Here is a 15,945-nt window from a genome sequence, read left to right as displayed (position 1 = left end):
GCGGCGAGGGCAGCATGAACCAGCGGCTGCGGGCATGGTTGTGGCGCACGGTGGGCGGCGTGCTGACCGGGCTGCTGGCGGCCTGCAGCCCGCCGTGGAACGACCCCTATCCACCGGCCGGTGGCGCGCAGCCGGCCGGGCGGCAGGTGCTGTACACCGCCTTCAGCGAGCGGCCCAAGCACCTCGACCCGGCGCAGTCCTACACCGAGGACGAGGCGACTTTCACCGGCCAGATCTACGAGCCGCCGCTGCAATATCACTACCTCAAGCGGCCTTACGAACTGATTCCGGCGACCTTGACCCGGGTGCCGCAACCGCGTTTCTTCGATGCTGCTGGCCGCGAATTGCCGGCCACGGCCGCCGCCGGGCAGATTGCCGAAAGCGTGTACGAGTTGCAGTTACGGCCCGGCATCCGCTACCAGCCGCATCCGGCCTTTGCCCGCGATAGTCACGGTCAACCGCTATATCTGGGCAAAAATGCCGCCGCCGGGCGCCAGTCGCCGGCCGACTTCCCGCAGCAGGACAGCCGCGAACTGGTCGCCGACGACTACATCTACCAGCTCAAGCGGCTGGCGCATCCGCGCCTGCATTCGCCGATCTACGGGATGATGGCCGACAAGATCGTTGGTCTCAAAGCCCTGGGCGACGCGCTGGGTGAAGCGAGTAAACAGGCGGGCAAGCAAGCTGGCAAGCTGGCCACCGCCGACGACTGGCTGGACCTCGACGCCTTCCCGCTCAGCGGCGTTGAGAAGATCGACCGCTACACCTGGCGCATCCGTATCCAGGGCAAATATCCGCAATTCCTCTACTGGCTGGCAATGCCCTTTTTTGCCCCGGTGCCACGTGAGGTGGACCGTTTCTATGCCCAGCCGGGCATGGCCGAGAAAAACCTGACGCTCGACTGGTGGCCGGTCGGCACCGGCCCGTTCATGCTCACCGAGAACGACCCCAACCGGCGCATGGTGCTCAGCCGCAACCCCAATTTCCACGGCGAAACCTATCCCTGCGAGGGCGAGGCCGGCGACCGTGCGGCCGGTTTGCTCGCCGACTGTGGCCAGCCGCTGCCGCTGCTCGACGCGGCGGTGTTTACCCGCGAAAAGGAGTCGATTCCCTATTGGAACAAGTTCCTGCAAGGCTATTACGACGCTTCCGGGATTTCGTCAGACAGCTTTGATCAGGCGGTGCGCATTGGCATCGACGGCGACGTCGGCCTCAGCGACGAAATGGCGGCCAAGGGCATCCGCCTGCTGACCTCGGTCAAGGCCTCGACCTTTTACCTCGGCTTCAATCTGCTCGACCCGGTGGTCGGCGGGTTGGCCGAGACGCAAGCCAAGCTGCGCCAGGCAGTGGCAATTGCGATTGACCAGGAGGAATTCATCTCGATCTTTGCCAACGGTCGCGGCATTCCGGCACAAGGGCCACTGCCACCGGGCATCTTCGGTTTCGAGGACGGTCAGGCCGGGATCAATCCCTACGTTTATGACTGGGTCGAGGGAAAACCCAGGCGCAAGCCGGTCGAGGTCGCCAGGCGCCTGCTCGCCGAGGCCGGCTATCCGAACGGCCGCCACGCCAAAAGCGGCGAGCCGCTGGTGCTTTACCTTGATACCACCGGCGGCGGTGCCGGCGAAAAGTCGCGGCTCGACTGGCTGGTCCGCCAGTTGCAGAAGATCGACGTGCAACTGGTGGTCCGTCCGACCGACTTCAACCGTTTCCAGGACAAGCTGAAGAAGGGTAACGTCCAACTCTACTACCTGGGCTGGAACGCCGACTACCCGGACCCGGAGAATTTCTTCTTCCTGCTCGACGGCAAGGAAAGCAAAGTCGCCACCGGCGGCGAAAATACCGCCAACTACGCCAGTCCCGAGTTCGACCGGCTGTTTGCCGAAATGAAGCACATGGACAACACCCCCGAGCGGCTGGGCATCATCCGCCGCATGAACCGGCAATTGCAGCACGACGCGCCGTGGGTCTTCGGCTTCCACCCCAAGAGTTACACCTTGGGCCACCGCTGGCTGAAGAACCGCAAACCCAGCGATGTCGGCAACAACATCCTCAAATATCAGCGGATCGACGTGGTCGACCGTGAGCAGGCGCGGCGCGACTGGAACCTGCCGGTGCTCTGGCCGCTGCTGGCCGGCTTCGCCCTGCTGCTGGCGGCGATTGTTCCGGCCTGGCTCGGCTATCGTCGGCGCGAACGGCGGGCCGCCCGCTGATGGCCGGCAACGAGTGGGGCGCGGCCGAGCGGCGGCGCTGTCTGGATACACAGCTGCATGCCTGGCGCGAACTCTGGCAACCGCAGCCTTTCCGCGAATTGCAACCGGCGTGGACGCAGGCCTGGCCGGCGCTGGCCGCGCAAGTCCTGGCGCTCTCCGAGACCGAGGTGACCCGGCTCAACGACGATGGTGCCGCCGCCTTGCGCCTGCTCGCAACGCATCTGCCCGAGGTCGGCGAACTGCTGGCGCTGACCGCCTTGTCCGACTTGCCGGCGCAGCCGGCACAACCGCCGGCCAACAGTTTCTGGGATTGGGAAATCCCCGGCCGCAAAAAGGCGCAGATCGAGGCCTTTGCCGCCGCCGCCAACGCCGCCCGCAGCGGCCTGGCAGCGGCGGAGGCGCAGCGCCCGGTGCTCGACTGGTGCGGCGGCAAGGGCCACCTCGGACGGCTGTTGGCACTCTCCTGGCAGGTGCCGGTGCACAGCCTCGACTTCGACGCCGGGCTATGCGCCGCCGGCGCCGCGCTGGCGACGCGGGCGCGGGCCGGGCAGGATTTCGTGCACGCCGATGCGCTGGCGGTCAGCGACTGGCCGCGTCGCGGCGAGCATGCAGTGGCGCTGCACGCCTGCGGCGAACTGCATCGCCGGCTGATCCGCGAGGGTGCCCGCTGCGGCGTTGGCGCCCTTGATGTCGCGCCCTGCTGTTATTACCGGGGGGTGGAGACGCATTACCAGCCGCTGGCCGCGCCGCTGGCCTTGCGCCTGAGCCGCGACGACACCCGCCTGGCGGTGACCGAGACAGTGACCGCCGGGGCCCGCGAAACCCGGCTGCGCGACCAGGCCCTGGCCTGGAAGCTGGGTTTTGACCATTACCGCCGGCTGTACGATTGCGCGCAGGGCGGCGCCGGCGACTACCGGAATTTCAAGCCGGTGCCTGATGCCTGGCTGCGCGCTTCCTTCGCCGAGTGCATGGGCTACCTGTGCCCGCGCGAGGGCTTGCCGCTGCCTTCCGCCGCCGTGCTGGCCGAGTGCGAACGTGCCGGCTGGCGGCGGCGCGATGAGTTGATGCGCTATTCGGTGGTCCGCCACGCTTTCCGCCGGGCACTCGAAATCTGGCTCGCGCTTGACCTCGCCGTACATCTTGAGGAGCGCGGCTACGCGGTGCGCCTCGGCGTTTTCTGTGCCCGCGAACTGACGCCGCGCAATTTGCTGCTATCGGCGCGCCTGGCTTAGCCGCAAAAAGGCCATCGGCTACGGTCGACCGTGGGTGGCCCGGTGATCGGGGCTTGAACCTCAGCCCTGACCGGCGGTTGGCGGTCGTTCTTCAGTCAGCCTTGCCGGCGCGGCGGTCGCGGTAGCGCACCGCGAACAGGAACAGCCACCACAGCCCGGCCAAGGCACTGCAGACGAAGAAGGGGCTGAATCCGCTTTCGTTGAAGCTGCGCCAGGCCCAATACAGTTCGGCATAGACGAAGAGCACGAAGTACAGCGTGCCCCACAGTGCGCCGTCGGCAGCATGACCGTGTACCACCACCCAGAGGTGGACCAGCAGGGTCAGGGGAACCATGATTTTTTGTGCGGCGAGAATCTTTTCCTTGTTCATCGGCTTGTCTTCGGGTTAGCGGCCGCCGTCGCCGACCAGGGCGTAGGGGGCCCAGAACATCGGGTGGGCGTAGGAGAAACGGAAACCGCCTTCGTTGCCATGCCGGCTCATCACCTGCAGCATCGAGGCTTGCAGAGCCTTGGCGCGGGGCAGTTCGGGGCGGGCGGCAAGGGCACGGAAAATGCCGACCACCAGTTCGCGGGCCGAGACGGTCTCGACCGGCCAATGGGTGACCAGCAGCGAACGCGCGCCAGCGTAGAAAAAGCCGCGCCCGAGTCCGGAAACCGCTTCGCCGCCCTGACCGTCGCCGGCCGAGGTGTTGCAGGCGGAAAGGATCACCCAGTCGGCGTCGAGCTTGAGACCGAGAATATCGTCGAGGGTCAGCAGACCGTGTTCGCCGTGACCGGGATTGGCCAGCGCCAGCGCCGGCTGGTCTACGCCGGGGTACTCACCGGCAAGCAGTCCGTGGGTCGCGAAGGCGATCACCCGGCGGTTGTGCAAGGGGGTTTGCTGCACCTTCTGCCGGCTGGCCTCACGGCCGAGGAAGACGTCGCGGCTCTGGTCGGCGGCAAGCATGCGCGCCAGAGCCAGGACTTCGTCGCGGGTGTCGGGCAGCGGTGGAATGCGGCTGTAATCCGAGAGCGGGGCAGCTTCGCCCTGGCTGCGCAACGTCGAGCGAAAAGCCCGGCCTTTTGCGGTCGACCGTGAAATTTCGCCAAAATCGGGGTCGCCGAAGGCGGCCAGTGCCAGGCGCTGCGCCGCTCCCGGCCGCATCCCGCGCAGTACCGGCAGCGAACTGGCTGCCGGCAACTGGCTGATCGCCATTTGTTTGACCAGCCAGGGCCAGGCGGCGTATTCGGCAAAGGCAGGTGGCTGCTTGCCGGCCGGCGGCGGCGCGCTGAGCAGCAGGCTCAGCGGCAGGCGACCGAGGCTGCCGCCAGCGGCAACGATCAGATGCTCGGCACCTTGCCAGCCGGCGGCGACTGGTTGTAACAATTGAGTGTACAGGCGGTGCGCGGTTTCACCATCGAAAGCGGGCAGCTTCTCCAGTTCGACCTCGCCCGGGTCGAGCGCGGCGCGCAGGCGGGCAACGTCGCGGTTCAGTGTTGCCCGCGGCAGCGGTACGGCCGCGAAGGCGACCTGGCCGCGGGCCGGTATCGCCCACAGATAGGTCTGTTCTTCACTGGCAAGGAGCGACAGCAAGGCTTCGCCTGGCCGCAGTGTTGCCTGGATGTTGGCCAGCGTCGCCGGTTTCGGGGTCACCAACTCGGCGTAATCGGGAAACTCGCGGCGAATCCGCTCGCCCAGTTGCTGCCACTGCTGATTGAGCCGGCTTACCCGTTCGCGCATCTCGCCGATGATCGCAGTCGGGGTTTGGTCGGCCCGGCGCGACATCAGGTCGGCGAGGATGGCGTTGAGCGCATCGCGTTCGTGGCGGGCGTCCTGTTCTTCGCGCACCAGGGCGGCGAGTGCCGGGGTATCGGCAGCGGCGCGGGCGGCCGAGGCTGCCATTGCCTGTTGCACGGCTTGGCCGCGCAGTGCGTCGGCAATGCGAAAAGCTTCGCTGACCAGCGTCGCGTCGCGAGCCGGGTCGCCGCCGCTGCGGCGAATCTCGGCAAGCAGGGCGAGGTAGCTTTCGATCAGGTAGGCCAGGCGGCGGAAGCGACGGGTCGAGCGGTCGGCCTGTGCAGCTTCCGGCAGCAGGGTTGCCAGGGCTTCGCGGAACAGCGGCAAGGCCTCGTCGCGACGACCTTGCCGGGCCAGCACGCTGGCCAGATAAGCGCGTACCTCCTGGGTTTCATAGGCGCTCGGGCCGAGCTTTGCGGTATGCGCAGCGAGCAGTTGTTCGCCCATGGTCGCCGCATCGCTGAGGCGCCCGACCCCGATCAGCGCCCGCAGCCAGCCGAGCGTTGCGCCGGCCAGCGGTTCCTGCAGTTCAGGCGTTGCCGCCAGTGCCTGGCGATTTTTTTCGAACACTTCGATAGCCTGCTGCCAGCGCCCCAGTCCAGACAAGGTATTGCCCAGCAGCCGCTGGTTGCGGGCGACGAAAAAGGCGGTCGGCGGCAAACCCTGGCGGTCGAAAGTGCGTTGTGTGCGTTCGAGCAGTTGCAGGGCTGCCGGCAGCCGATCCTGCTCGGAGAGGATGCCGATCAACTGCTGGGTATTGGTGGCGGCCTGCAGGCTGTCTTCGCCCCCCCGGCGCAGGCTGTTGTAAGCGGCGTTGCGGGCATGTACCTCGGCTTCGTGCAGGCGCCCCTGTTTCCACAGGCTTTGCGACAGCCAGTTTTCCAGTCCGTCGCGCCGGTTGTCGAGGCGATAGGCCGGCGTGCCGGCTTTGCCGTCGGCCTGGCGCAGGGTATTTTGCTCGGCTTCGCGGTCGAGCCAGTCGAGCGCCTTGCGAAAGCGTGCTTCGGCTTCCTGGTAGTGGCCGGCGGCGAACTCGACCCGGCCACGGGCATCTTCCAGCTGCATTTGCCAGGCGTACTGGTTATCGGCCCAGCCCTTGCCGTTGCGCAGGATGGGCAGGAGTTTTTCAGCGGCTTCGACCTGTTGCCGGGCGGCCGAAAACTGCCCGAGGCGGCGGTAATAGTCGGCCAGTGCCACATGATCGCCAAGTTGCCTGCCGCGCTGGTTGGCCGGGGTCAGGCTGATTGCCTGGCGCCGAGCTTCAATGGCCTTGAGCAGATCGCCGCCCAGCAATTCGGCTTGTCCCAGTTCGCGCCAGGCGCGTCCCGGATCATCGCCGCCGCCAAATTCAATCACTCGCCGCATATCGGCCAGCTGCGCGCCGACCAGCCCGAGTTCGCCATTGGCCCGTGCCCGCGCCCAGTATTGCCGCGCCAACTGCGCCGGTTCGCCGTTGGCCGGAATCTCGGCCTGCGCCGCCTGCCGCGCTTTGGCGATTCTTTCCAGTTCCAGCGGCTGGCTGTCGAACGCCGCCAGCACTTCTTCGACCCGTGGCTTGCTCTTGCCGGCAGGGGTTTCCGGGGCTGCCCCGGCAAACAATGGCAACAGGCAGAGGAGAACAAGGGCGGGCAGGCGGGGCATGGTTCTTCCTCCAGTAGGGACAGCCGGCTAGACGTCGGCCTCGACCAGGCCGCCGTCCTTTTCCATCCAGGCGCGGCGGCCGGCGGCTTCGCCCTTGCCCATCAGCAGGTTGAAGGTGTTGGCCATTTCGATCAGCGTGGCGCGGTCGGCCTGGAAGGGGACCAGGCGGCGGGTGTCGGGGCAGAGCGTGGTTTCCCACAGCTGGTCGGGATTCATTTCGCCCAGACCCTTGAAGCGGGAAACGCTGATCTTGTTGGGATTGACGCCTTCTTCGCCGAGCTTGTGCAGGGTCTGCTGCTTTTCGGCTTCGTCGAGGCAGTAGATTTTCCTGGTCTGGCCACGGGCTTCGACATCGACCCGGAACAGCGGCGGCTGCGCGACGTGGATGTGGCCTTTTTCGACCAGCGCCGGGAAGTGCTTGAGGAAAAGGGTGAACAGCAGCACCTGGATGTGGCTGCCGTCCACGTCGGCATCGGACATCACGACGATACGGCCGTAGCGCAGGCCGGAGAGGTCGACTTCGTCGATTTTTTCCAGGCCGTGCGGGTCGACGCCGACGGCGACCGAAATGTCATGCACTTCGTTGTTCTTGAACAACTGGTCGCGGTCGACTTCCCAGGTGTTGAGCACCTTGCCGCGCAGCGGCAGGATGGCCTGGGTTTCCTTGTCGCGGCCCTGCTTGGCCGACCCGCCGGCCGAGTCGCCCTCGACCAGGAAGAGTTCGTTACGGCTGAGGTCATCGGATTCGCAGTCGGTCAGCTTGCCGGGCAGGGTGGCGATGCCGGAGGACTTCTTCTTCTCGACTTTTTGTGCCGACTTCATCCGGTTTTGCGCCGCCTTGATCGCCAGTTCGGCGATCTTCTTACCGTGCTCGGCGTGGCTGTTGAGCCACAGTTCGAAGGGGTCGCGGACCATTTGCGCGACCAACTTGTAGGCGTCGCGACTGGTCAGTTTTTCCTTGGTCTGGCCCTGGAACTGCGGGTCGAGGACCTTGGCCGAAAGCAGAAAGGTCATCCGCCCGCAAACGTCGTCCTGCGCCAGCTTGACCTTGGCCGGCAGGATCGCGTGGTGTTCGGCAAAAGCCTTGACCGCTTCGAACACGCCGGCCTTGAGCCCGGCCTCGTGGGTGCCGCCGTCGAGGGTCGGGATCAGGTTGACGTAGCTTTCCGGCTTGCCGCCGCCTTCCTCGAACCAGGCTAGCGCCCAGCCGGCACCTTCGCCGATGGCAAAGCCGTTGTCGCTCTCGACGTATTTTTCGCCGACGAAAATCGGCGCCACCGGTGTTCCGGCCATCAATTCGCCGAGGTAGTCGGCCATCCCGTTCTGGTAGCACCAGATCTTTTTGATGGGAGGCGCGTTTTCTGCCTCGATTTCGAGGTCGACCGTGACATTCGGCATCAGCACGGCTTTGGAACGTAGCAGATGCTCCAGTTGCGCCAGGTTGACCTTGGGCGAGTCGAAATACTTGCCGTTGGGGCGGATGCGCACGGTGGTGCCGCTGGTGCGCGGGCCGACCTCGCCGATCCGGGTCAGCGGCTCGGTGACGAAGCCTTCGGAGAACGCGATGCGATGCACGCCGCCGCCGCGCTTGATCTCGACTTCGAGCAGCGTGGACAGCGCATTGGTGACCGAGACGCCGACGCCGTGCAGACCGCCCGAGAAACGGTAGGCGTTGCCCGATTCCTTCTTGTTGAACTTGCCGCCGGCGTGCAGCTTGCAGAACACCAGTTCGACCGCCGGCTTGCCTTCCTCGGGATGGATGTCGACCGGGATGCCGCGGCCGTTGTCGGATACCTCGATCAGGCCGTCGGCGGCGATCCTCACTGAAATCCGTTTGGCAAAACCGGCCAGAGCCTCGTCGGCAGCGTTATCGATCACCTCCTGCACGATGTGGGTCGGGCAGGTGGTGCGGGTGTACATGCCGGGGCGTTCCTTGACGGGCTCAAGGTCTTTCAATACGCGGATCGAGGCGGCGGAGTAATCGGTCATGGGCAAAATCACAAAAAAACGGAGTCGACCGTGAAAATGGCCGGGCAGCGGATTCTACCGGCTCGCCCGGCAGGCGGCGAGGGGCGCAGCCGCTGGCCTGTCGCCGACTGGGTGATTTTCCGTAAAAGCCCTTGACGCTACCTGGGGCGATTCCTATAATGCTGGCTTCGATTCCCCGATAGCTCAGTCGGTAGAGCGCCGGACTGTTAATCCGTAGGTCCCTGGTTCGAGCCCAGGTCGGGGAGCCAAAATTCAGACGCCCGCAAGATTGCCTTGCGGGCGTTTCTATTTGTGCGGCTTGCCCCCGTCGTGTCGCTCTCCGCTCGGGGCCGCTGCAGCACTGCGTACCCGGTTGTCGGGAGCCCGAACACCTGCTTGTTTTGTACCGTCGGGCGTGGCGGGGCTCGTTGTGCTCAGGCTAGCAGCAGGCCCAGTCCCATCCCGGCGCCAATCGCCAGCAGTCCGGGCAGGGCGTGGCGGGCGAGCGCGCTGCCGCCGATCGAGATCACCAGTCCGATCTTGAAAATCAGGTTGGCGATCAGCGCCAGGGTGACCGCGATCACCGCTTCACCGCCGGCGATTTTTTCCAGGTTGAACATCCGCAGCGTCGATAGCACGCTGGCGTCGGCGTCAGTCAGGCCGGAGGCGAGGGCGACGATGTAGACGCCGCTGTTGCCGGCAATTTCCTGCAGCCAGGCGGAGGCCAGCAGTACGCCGGCGTAAAGCAGGCCGAAGGAAATGGCGGTTTTCAGTTCGGTCGGGTTCTTCACTTCCGGCATCGGCAGTTCGCCGGCTTCAGCAAGGATTTTCCAGCCATAGAGCGCCATCAATACCCCCGGGACGATGCCGCAGGCGAAAACCGTGGCGATCTTTCCCGCCAGTTGCGGCGCAACCACGCCGGCAACCAGCCACAGCCGGATCATCACCATCACGTTGGCGATCAGGATCACGATTGCCGCCATCCGTACCAGGTGACGGTGTTCGCTGGCGTGGCGCGAGAACATCATGGTGGTTGCGGTCGACGACGCCAAACCGCCAAAAATGCCGAGGACTGCGGCGCCGTGGCGGGCGCCGATGATGCGCAGGGCGAGGTAACCGGCCAGGGCCAGGCCGGAAATCAGGACCACCATCCACCACACCTGACGCGGGTTGAAGGCTTCGTAGGGGCCGAAGTCTTCGTTGGGCAGGATCGGCAGGATGACCATCGAGAGCACGCCGAATTGCAGGATCGAGTTGATGTCCTTGGGCGTGGTGCGTTCGCTGATATGTTTGAGTTCGGCCTTGAAGTAGAGCAGGACGGTGGTGGCGATGGCCAGCATTACCGCCAGCGTCGAGTAGCCGTACCAGACGGCAGCGCCCAGGCCGTAGGTGACGACAATCGCGGCTTCGGAGGTGAAGCCGCGATATTGCTCTTCTTGCTGGGTCGAGAAATTGGACGCGATCATCGCGCCTGCGATCACCAGCAGTCCGACGGCGAGCATCCATGGGCCACCGCCGGCGCGTTCGCCGAGCATCGCAAAAAGACAGCCGAGCATCGATACTAGCGCGAAGGTGCGCAAGCCGGCTGCTGCATCGGGGCGGCGTTCGCGCTCCATGCCGATCAGCAGGCCGATCCCGAGGGCGGTGGAGAAGGCGAGAACCGGGGTGGCCAGTTCAGGGGCGACGTAGCTCATTTTGACTCTGTTCCTGCGCTTGGCTTGGAGTAAGGGGCGGCTACCCGGGGTGCAGCTCCGGGGGGTATTTCGATTGGGTAAGCACTTAATTCCAATGGCAATTCCGTGTGGTGCTGCTTGCTCGAAAGCCTCTGTTGGCGGTGTTCTTGGGTAAAATTACTGGATGCAACGTCATTTCGCAATTGTTCCCGCTGCCGGCAGCGGTTCGCGCTTCGGTGCCGAGCAGCCCAAGCAATACCTCGACCTGCTCGGCAGGCCGTTGATTTTTCACACTTTGCAAACTCTGGTGACTTGTCCCGAGATCGAGCGGGTGTGGGTAGTGCTGTCGCCGGAGGACGACTGGTGGTCGCAGTACGACTGGTCTGAACTGGGCAGCAAGCTGGAGACCCTGCGCTGCGGCGGGGCTACCCGCGCGGCCAGTGTCGGTAACGGGCTCAAGGCGGCGGCAATGGTGGCTGCCGACGATGACTGGATTCTGGTGCACGACGCTGCCCGGCCCTGTTTGTCGCAGGCGATGCTGCAGGCGCTATTTGCCGAACTGGCGAGCGACCCGGTTGGCGGCATTCTGGCCGTGCCGGTGGCCGATACCCTGAAGCGGGCCGATGCCGCCGCACGGGTTGCAGCTACTGAGCCGCGCGATGGTTTGTGGCAGGCACAGACGCCGCAGATGTTCCGCTACGGTCGACTCTGCCGGGCGCTGGAAAATGCCCGTGCTGCCGGTCGCGAAGTGACCGATGAGGCCGGGGCGATCGAGGGGGATGGTATGGCGCCACGTCTGGTGCGCGGCGATTCGACCAATCTCAAGGTGACTTATCCAGCCGATCTGGTGCTGGCAGCGATGATCTTGCGGGGGCGCAAATGAATTTTCGGGTGGGACAGGGTTACGATGTGCATCGTCTGGTCGAGGGGCGCAAGCTGATTCTCGGCGGCGTCGAAATTCCGCATGTCACGGGCCTGCTCGGGCATTCCGACGCCGATGCGCTGCTGCACGCAGTTACCGATGCGCTGCTCGGGGCGGCTGCACTAGGCGATATCGGTCGGCATTTTCCCGATACCGACCCGCGTTATCAGGGGGCCGACAGTCGCGTCTTGCTGCGGGCCGCAGTGACTTTGCTGCACGAGCGTGGTTGGCAGCCGGTGAATGTCGATGCAACCCTGATCGCGCAGCGGCCAAAGCTGGCACCTTTTGCCCAGGCGATGGTCGACAATTTGGCGAGCGACCTGGGTTTGCCCCGGGATTGCGTCAATATCAAGGGAAAGACCAACGAGCGACTGGGCTATCTCGGTCGCGAGGAGGCCATCGAAGCGCAGGCGGTGGTGCTGATCGAGCGCCGGCCCTGAACCCTGGGAGGGGTGTTTGATGGAGATTGAATCACTCGGTTTGTCGCCAACGGCAGGTTTACGGATCTTGTTGCTGGAGGCCGACCGCAAGGATGGCGAGCGCCTGTTACGGGTCTTGCAGGGGCGTGGTTATGCCCTGGAGTCCTGTTTTGCGATCACGGACGATGAATTGCGGATGGCCCTGGCCAACGGCCCTTGGGCGATTGCGTTGCTGGCGGGGCGCTTGCCGGGCGTCGATGTGGCCGATTTGCTGCAGATTTTGCGCCAGCAGGCTCCTGAAATTCCGGTGGTGCTGACCGTCGACCGTGATCAGAGCGAATTGCCGGCGCAACTGCTGGCCGGCGGGGTGTGCGATTTCGTGCTCAAGAGCAATCCGGCCCGCCTGCTCGGCGTGGTCGAGCGCGAGTGCGGTCTGCCGCTCAAATGCCGGCGCGATCAGCCGGTCGATTGCAGTGAGGCGCGCTTCCTGCAACTCGCGCGGAATATCCCTGAGTGTTACTGGCTCACCGACGTGGCCAGCGGCCAGGTCACCTTCGTCAATCAGGCCTACGAGCAGATTTGGGGTCATCGGGTCGAGGATTTATATGCCGATCCGGAAGACGGCCTGCGCTACGTCCATCCCGAAGATCTGGCCGACTTGCGCAGCGCATTGGCCGAACGGCCCTACGGCGGGCTCGATCAGCGTTTCCGGATTGTGCGGCCGGGGGAACAATTGCGTTGGCTGCACGTACGGACCTTCGAGGTACATGACGAGCGCGGCCAGCTGAATAGTGTCGGCGGCATCGCCACTGATGTGACCGAAGTCTTTGTCGGAGCGAGCGATCAGATTCGCCTGGCCCACTTCGACTCGCTGACTGCCTTGCCGAACCAGCTGATGTTTTACGATCAGGCACGGCAGCAGATCGCCCTGGCCCGGCGCAAGAATTTTCCATTGGCTGTCCTGCTGGTCGATATCGACCATTTCCGTGAGCTCAATCAGACTCTCGGGCATTTTTCCGGTGACGAGTTGCTGCGCCAGATCGCCGGGCGGCTGTCCGGTTCGGTGCGCGAATCCGACGTGCTCGGGCGGATCGGCGGCGATGTCTTTGCTGCGCTTTTGCCCGATGTTTCGGAAATGGAGCAGGCCGGGATCGTTGCCCGTCGGGTGATCGAAACCCTGATCCAGCCGATTCGGGTCAAGGGGCAGGACGTTTTTGCCACCGCAAGTATCGGCATCGCGTTTTTTCCGGATGACGGCAAGGATGCGCACGAACTGCTGACCAATGCCGAGGCGGCAATGCGCCAGGCCAAGAAGCAGGGGCGCAACAACTACCAGGCCTACGCACCGTCGATGCACAGCGATGTGCGCAATCGGCTGTACCTGGAAACCGATCTGCGCAATGCCATTCTCAACCAGGAGTTCCTGCTCTACTACCAGCCCAAGGCCTGTTGTACCAGTGGTCGTATTGTCGGTGCCGAAGCACTGATCCGCTGGCGCAATCCCCGGCGCGGGCTGGTGCCGCCCGACCAGTTCATCCCTTTGCTGGAAGAAACCGGCCTGATCCTGCCAGTCGGGCGCTGGGTGCTGCAGGAGGCCTGCCGGCAAATGCTGGCCTGGCGTGCCGAAGGGCTGGAGTTGCCCAGCGTTTCGGTCAATCTTTCGGCGCGCCAGCTCGAATCGGATACGCTCTTGCGTGATGTCGCGCAAGCCTTGGCCGATAGCGAACTGCCACCGGCAATGCTCGATCTTGAAATTACCGAGAGCATGCTGATGCAAAACGCCGATGCGGCGGTGGTGCTGCTGGGGGAACTCAAGGCCATGGGCGTGACCTTGTCGCTCGACGATTTCGGTACCGGCTACTCCAGCCTGGCGTATCTCAAGCGCTTTCCCCTCGATACGGTCAAGGTCGATCGTTCCTTTGTTCAGGATATTGCCGCCGATGCCGATGATGCCTCGATCACGCGGGCGGTGATCACCATGGCGCACCATCTCAAGCTGCAGGTGGTGGCCGAAGGCGTCGAAACCGCCGAGCAGCTGGCGCTGCTGATTTCACATCAGTGCGATGTGATCCAGGGCTATTTCTTTTCACGACCGTTGCCGGTTGATGAAATGGCCGATTTGCTGCGTTCCGGCAAAGCCCTGCCCGGCAATCTGCTGCGGTCGCCGACGCGCGAGCCGTTGCTGCTCTTTGTTGCCGTCGACGCGCCCGGTGACACCCTGGATGCCTTGCGCCGCGATGGCCATCGGGTCGAGGTGGTGGCTGATTGTGCGACCGCCTCGGCCTGGCTGTCCAGCAATCGGGCAGAGGTGGTGATTTGTGGTGCTCCGATGCCAGGTAACGACACCTTGGCATTGCTCAACGAAGTATTTCACAGCCAGGCCCAGTGTCATGGTTTCCTGCTTGCCGATGCAGCTTGCCTGGCCTTGCCGGCACTGAACCGGCCCGCGCTGGCAGGGCGTGTGCGCATCCTGCCGGTGCCGCTCGATCCGGTCGCCTTGCGCAGCCTGCTTGAGGAAACGCTGAGCCAGAGTCATCTGGCAGATGAGCATCGGCAATTGCAACAGGAAATCGAGGCGGCCGAACGGCAGTTGCTGCGTGTCGAGCACGAACGCCGCGAGTTGCTTGAGGAAAATCGTCGCTTGCAGGGGCAGGGCGGTCAGGCTGCCCGCCTGCTTGAGGACATTGTCAGCCAGCTGCCGTGGCCGGTCTTGGGCGTGGACGATGAAGGCGTGGTGGTCATGGCCAATGACCGGGCGCTTGCGTGTCTCGGCGAGTCCGGTCTGTGCATTGGCCTGCCTCTGGCTGAAACCATGCCGATCTTGGCTGATATGAACGGCAGTGCCACGGTCAACTTGGGGGCGCGGCAATTTTTCGCCGGCTGGCACCCGCTCCGTCTTGGGAGTGGAGGCGGTCGCCTGTTGGTGCTTGAGGAGTTGAAAGGGTGAAGCAAAAACGCGAATTGCCGCTGGCCGAGGCGGTGCCCGGGATGATCCTGGCAGAAAATGTCAGCGATGCGCAAGGACGGGTGCTGGTCCCGCTCGGCGCCGAATTGAATGCCGGTTTGCTGGCTGCGCTGGTCCGGCGCGAAGTCCTTGCCGTGGTTGTTGAATACGAACTCGAAGAAGATCCGGCAGAACGCGAAGCCCGGCATGCGCGGATCGCCGCCGAACTTGAGCAGCGCTTCAAACTGGCCGGAGAAGGGCTGGAAACCCAGCTGCTGCGCCAGACCCTGTTTGAATTTCTCAAGGATCAGCCATGAATCTGCTGAGCAATGATCAGGTCCTGGCTCGCTTGCAGCAGCTGCCGTCCCTGCCGGCGGCCGTGACCGAACTGCTGACCTCCTTTGACAACGAAGATGTCGATATCAGTGCCATCGCCCGCCTGATCAGCCGTGATCAGGGCCTGGCTGCGCGGGTTCTGCGGGTTGCCAACTCATCTTTTTACGGTTTGCAGAGCAAGGTTGCATCGATCAACGAAGCCGTGGTCGTGATCGGCTTCCGGGCCGTGCGGAGCATGGTCCTGGCGGTCGGTGTAACCGGACTGTTCAAGGTTGACCATTGCGCAGGCTTCGACTTCCGTGGCTATTTGCGGCACGGCGTGGCGACCGGTCTGGTGGCGAGGGCGCTGGCGAGAAGTTGCGAACGCAATCCGGAGATGGCTTTTACTGGCGGCATCCTGCACGATCTCGGGCAATTGGCGCTGGCCGCCAATTTTCCGGCCGAGCTGGCGGCGGCGCTGGCCTATCGCGAACAGCACGACTGCTTCATGGTGGTGGCCGAGCGGGACCTGCTTGGCATCGATCATGCTACGGTGGGCGGCATGCTCGCCGAAAACTGGCGTTTCCCGGAGAGCCTGCGGGCTGCACTGGCAGACCATCATGCGCCGGCGGCAGCGACCGCCGATTCACTGGCCGACTTGATTCATGTAGCCGATGCCGTGGCGCGTGGGTTGGGCCTGTCCGGGGCTCGCCGGGAGCTGGTGATGCCGGTCGATCGGACTGCCTGGCAGCGATTGGCGATGACGCCTGCCAAAATCGCCGCGATTCTGCCGCAGGTCGTGCAGGATATGGAAGAGACCTGCGCCGCCCTGGCCTGAGCG

At 64.5% G+C, this 15,945-nt stretch carries 11 protein-coding genes and 1 tRNA gene; 8 read left to right on the top strand and 4 right to left on the bottom strand.

Annotated elements, in window-relative coordinates; genetic code table 11:
- Positions 1-14 precede the first annotated feature (14 nt).
- Both VX159_RS09115 and VX159_RS09110 read left to right on the top strand, forming a co-directional pair.
- A complete protein-coding gene (locus VX159_RS09115) occupies positions 15-2,213 on the top strand; it encodes an ABC transporter substrate-binding protein (RefSeq protein ID WP_371322576.1) in 2,199 nt (732 codons plus the stop codon).
- Positions 2,213-3,445, top strand: a complete 1,233-nt coding sequence (locus VX159_RS09110; RefSeq protein WP_371322575.1) for a methyltransferase — start codon at positions 2,213-2,215, stop codon at positions 3,443-3,445. The genes VX159_RS09115 and VX159_RS09110 overlap by 1 nt, the downstream gene beginning before the upstream one ends.
- Positions 3,446-3,536: 91 nt before the next feature.
- Here VX159_RS09110 and VX159_RS09105 read toward each other — a convergent pair whose 3' ends face one another.
- From VX159_RS09105 to parE, 3 genes are read right to left on the bottom strand one after another with little or no spacing between them, the layout of a single operon-like run.
- The gene (locus VX159_RS09105; protein ID WP_371322574.1) at positions 3,537-3,815 is read right to left on the bottom strand and encodes a hypothetical protein; all 279 of its coding nucleotides are present in this window, start codon (positions 3,813-3,815) and stop codon (positions 3,537-3,539) included.
- Between the two features lie 15 nt (positions 3,816-3,830).
- On the bottom strand, positions 3,831-6,863 hold the full coding sequence (locus tag VX159_RS09100; RefSeq protein WP_371322573.1) for a CHAT domain-containing protein: 3,033 nt from the start codon (positions 6,861-6,863) through the stop codon (positions 3,831-3,833).
- A gap of 27 nt (positions 6,864-6,890) precedes the next feature.
- Positions 6,891-8,852 carry a DNA topoisomerase IV subunit B gene (parE, locus tag VX159_RS09095; protein ID WP_371322572.1) on the bottom strand — a complete coding sequence of 654 codons (1,962 nt, stop codon included), beginning with the start codon at positions 8,850-8,852 and terminating at the stop codon, positions 6,891-6,893.
- A gap of 172 nt (positions 8,853-9,024) precedes the next feature.
- On the opposite strand from parE, the gene VX159_RS09090 reads away from it, so the two are divergent.
- Positions 9,025-9,100: transfer RNA gene (locus VX159_RS09090), tRNA-Asn, on the top strand.
- Positions 9,101-9,265: 165 nt separating this feature from the next.
- Here the strand turns inward: VX159_RS09090 and VX159_RS09085 are convergent.
- Positions 9,266-10,525: an MgtC/SapB family protein gene (locus tag VX159_RS09085; protein WP_371322571.1), complete on the bottom strand. Its 1,260-nt coding sequence runs from the start codon at positions 10,523-10,525 to the stop codon at positions 9,266-9,268.
- A 163-nt stretch (positions 10,526-10,688) separates the two neighbouring features.
- Here VX159_RS09085 and ispD point away from each other — a divergent pair, with 163 nt between their 5' ends.
- The 5 genes from ispD to VX159_RS09060 are packed head-to-tail and all read left to right on the top strand — an operon-like array spanning position 10,689 to position 15,942.
- On the top strand, positions 10,689-11,387 hold the full coding sequence (gene ispD, locus VX159_RS09080; RefSeq protein WP_371322570.1) for a 2-C-methyl-D-erythritol 4-phosphate cytidylyltransferase: 699 nt from the start codon (positions 10,689-10,691) through the stop codon (positions 11,385-11,387).
- The gene (ispF, locus tag VX159_RS09075) at positions 11,384-11,866 is read left to right on the top strand and encodes a 2-C-methyl-D-erythritol 2,4-cyclodiphosphate synthase (RefSeq protein ID WP_371322569.1); all 483 of its coding nucleotides are present in this window, start codon (positions 11,384-11,386) and stop codon (positions 11,864-11,866) included. The genes ispD and ispF overlap by 4 nt, the downstream gene beginning before the upstream one ends.
- Before the next feature lie 19 nt (positions 11,867-11,885).
- Positions 11,886-14,792, top strand: a complete 2,907-nt coding sequence (locus VX159_RS09070) for an EAL domain-containing protein (protein WP_371322568.1) — start codon at positions 11,886-11,888, stop codon at positions 14,790-14,792.
- Positions 14,789-15,106, top strand: a complete 318-nt coding sequence (locus VX159_RS09065) for a hypothetical protein (RefSeq protein ID WP_371322567.1) — start codon at positions 14,789-14,791, stop codon at positions 15,104-15,106. The genes VX159_RS09070 and VX159_RS09065 overlap by 4 nt, the downstream gene beginning before the upstream one ends.
- Complete coding sequence (locus tag VX159_RS09060) at positions 15,103-15,942, top strand: HDOD domain-containing protein (protein ID WP_371322566.1); 840 nt, start codon at positions 15,103-15,105, stop codon at positions 15,940-15,942. Before VX159_RS09065 ends, VX159_RS09060 begins: the two co-directional genes overlap by 4 nt.
- The last annotated feature ends 3 nt before the right edge of the window (positions 15,943-15,945 follow it).

The sequence above is a fragment of the Dechloromonas sp. ZY10 genome (genome assembly GCF_041378895.1).
Lineage (GTDB): Bacteria > Pseudomonadota > Gammaproteobacteria > Burkholderiales > Rhodocyclaceae > Azonexus > Azonexus aquae.
Note: the sequence above shows the minus strand (reverse complement) of the source record. Positions and strands in the feature narration are given on the sequence as shown.

What these genes read in the sequence shown, in the direction of transcription:
- VX159_RS09115 (WP_371322576.1), top strand. Translation starts at nt 15, where the DNA reads ATGAACCAGCGGCTGCGGGCATGGTTGTGGCGCACGGTGGGCGGCGTG.
- VX159_RS09110 (WP_371322575.1), top strand. Translation starts at nt 2,213, where the DNA reads ATGGCCGGCAACGAGTGGGGCGCGGCCGAGCGGCGGCGCTGTCTGGAT.
- VX159_RS09105 (WP_371322574.1), bottom strand. Translation starts at nt 3,815, where the DNA reads ATGAACAAGGAAAAGATTCTCGCCGCACAAAAAATCATGGTTCCCCTG.
- VX159_RS09100 (WP_371322573.1), bottom strand. Translation starts at nt 6,863, where the DNA reads ATGCCCCGCCTGCCCGCCCTTGTTCTCCTCTGCCTGTTGCCATTGTTT.
- parE (WP_371322572.1), bottom strand. Translation starts at nt 8,852, where the DNA reads ATGACCGATTACTCCGCCGCCTCGATCCGCGTATTGAAAGACCTTGAG.
- VX159_RS09085 (WP_371322571.1), bottom strand. Translation starts at nt 10,525, where the DNA reads ATGAGCTACGTCGCCCCTGAACTGGCCACCCCGGTTCTCGCCTTCTCC.
- ispD (WP_371322570.1), top strand. Translation starts at nt 10,689, where the DNA reads ATGCAACGTCATTTCGCAATTGTTCCCGCTGCCGGCAGCGGTTCGCGC.
- ispF (WP_371322569.1), top strand. Translation starts at nt 11,384, where the DNA reads ATGAATTTTCGGGTGGGACAGGGTTACGATGTGCATCGTCTGGTCGAG.
- VX159_RS09070 (WP_371322568.1), top strand. Translation starts at nt 11,886, where the DNA reads ATGGAGATTGAATCACTCGGTTTGTCGCCAACGGCAGGTTTACGGATC.
- VX159_RS09060 (WP_371322566.1), top strand. Translation starts at nt 15,103, where the DNA reads ATGAATCTGCTGAGCAATGATCAGGTCCTGGCTCGCTTGCAGCAGCTG.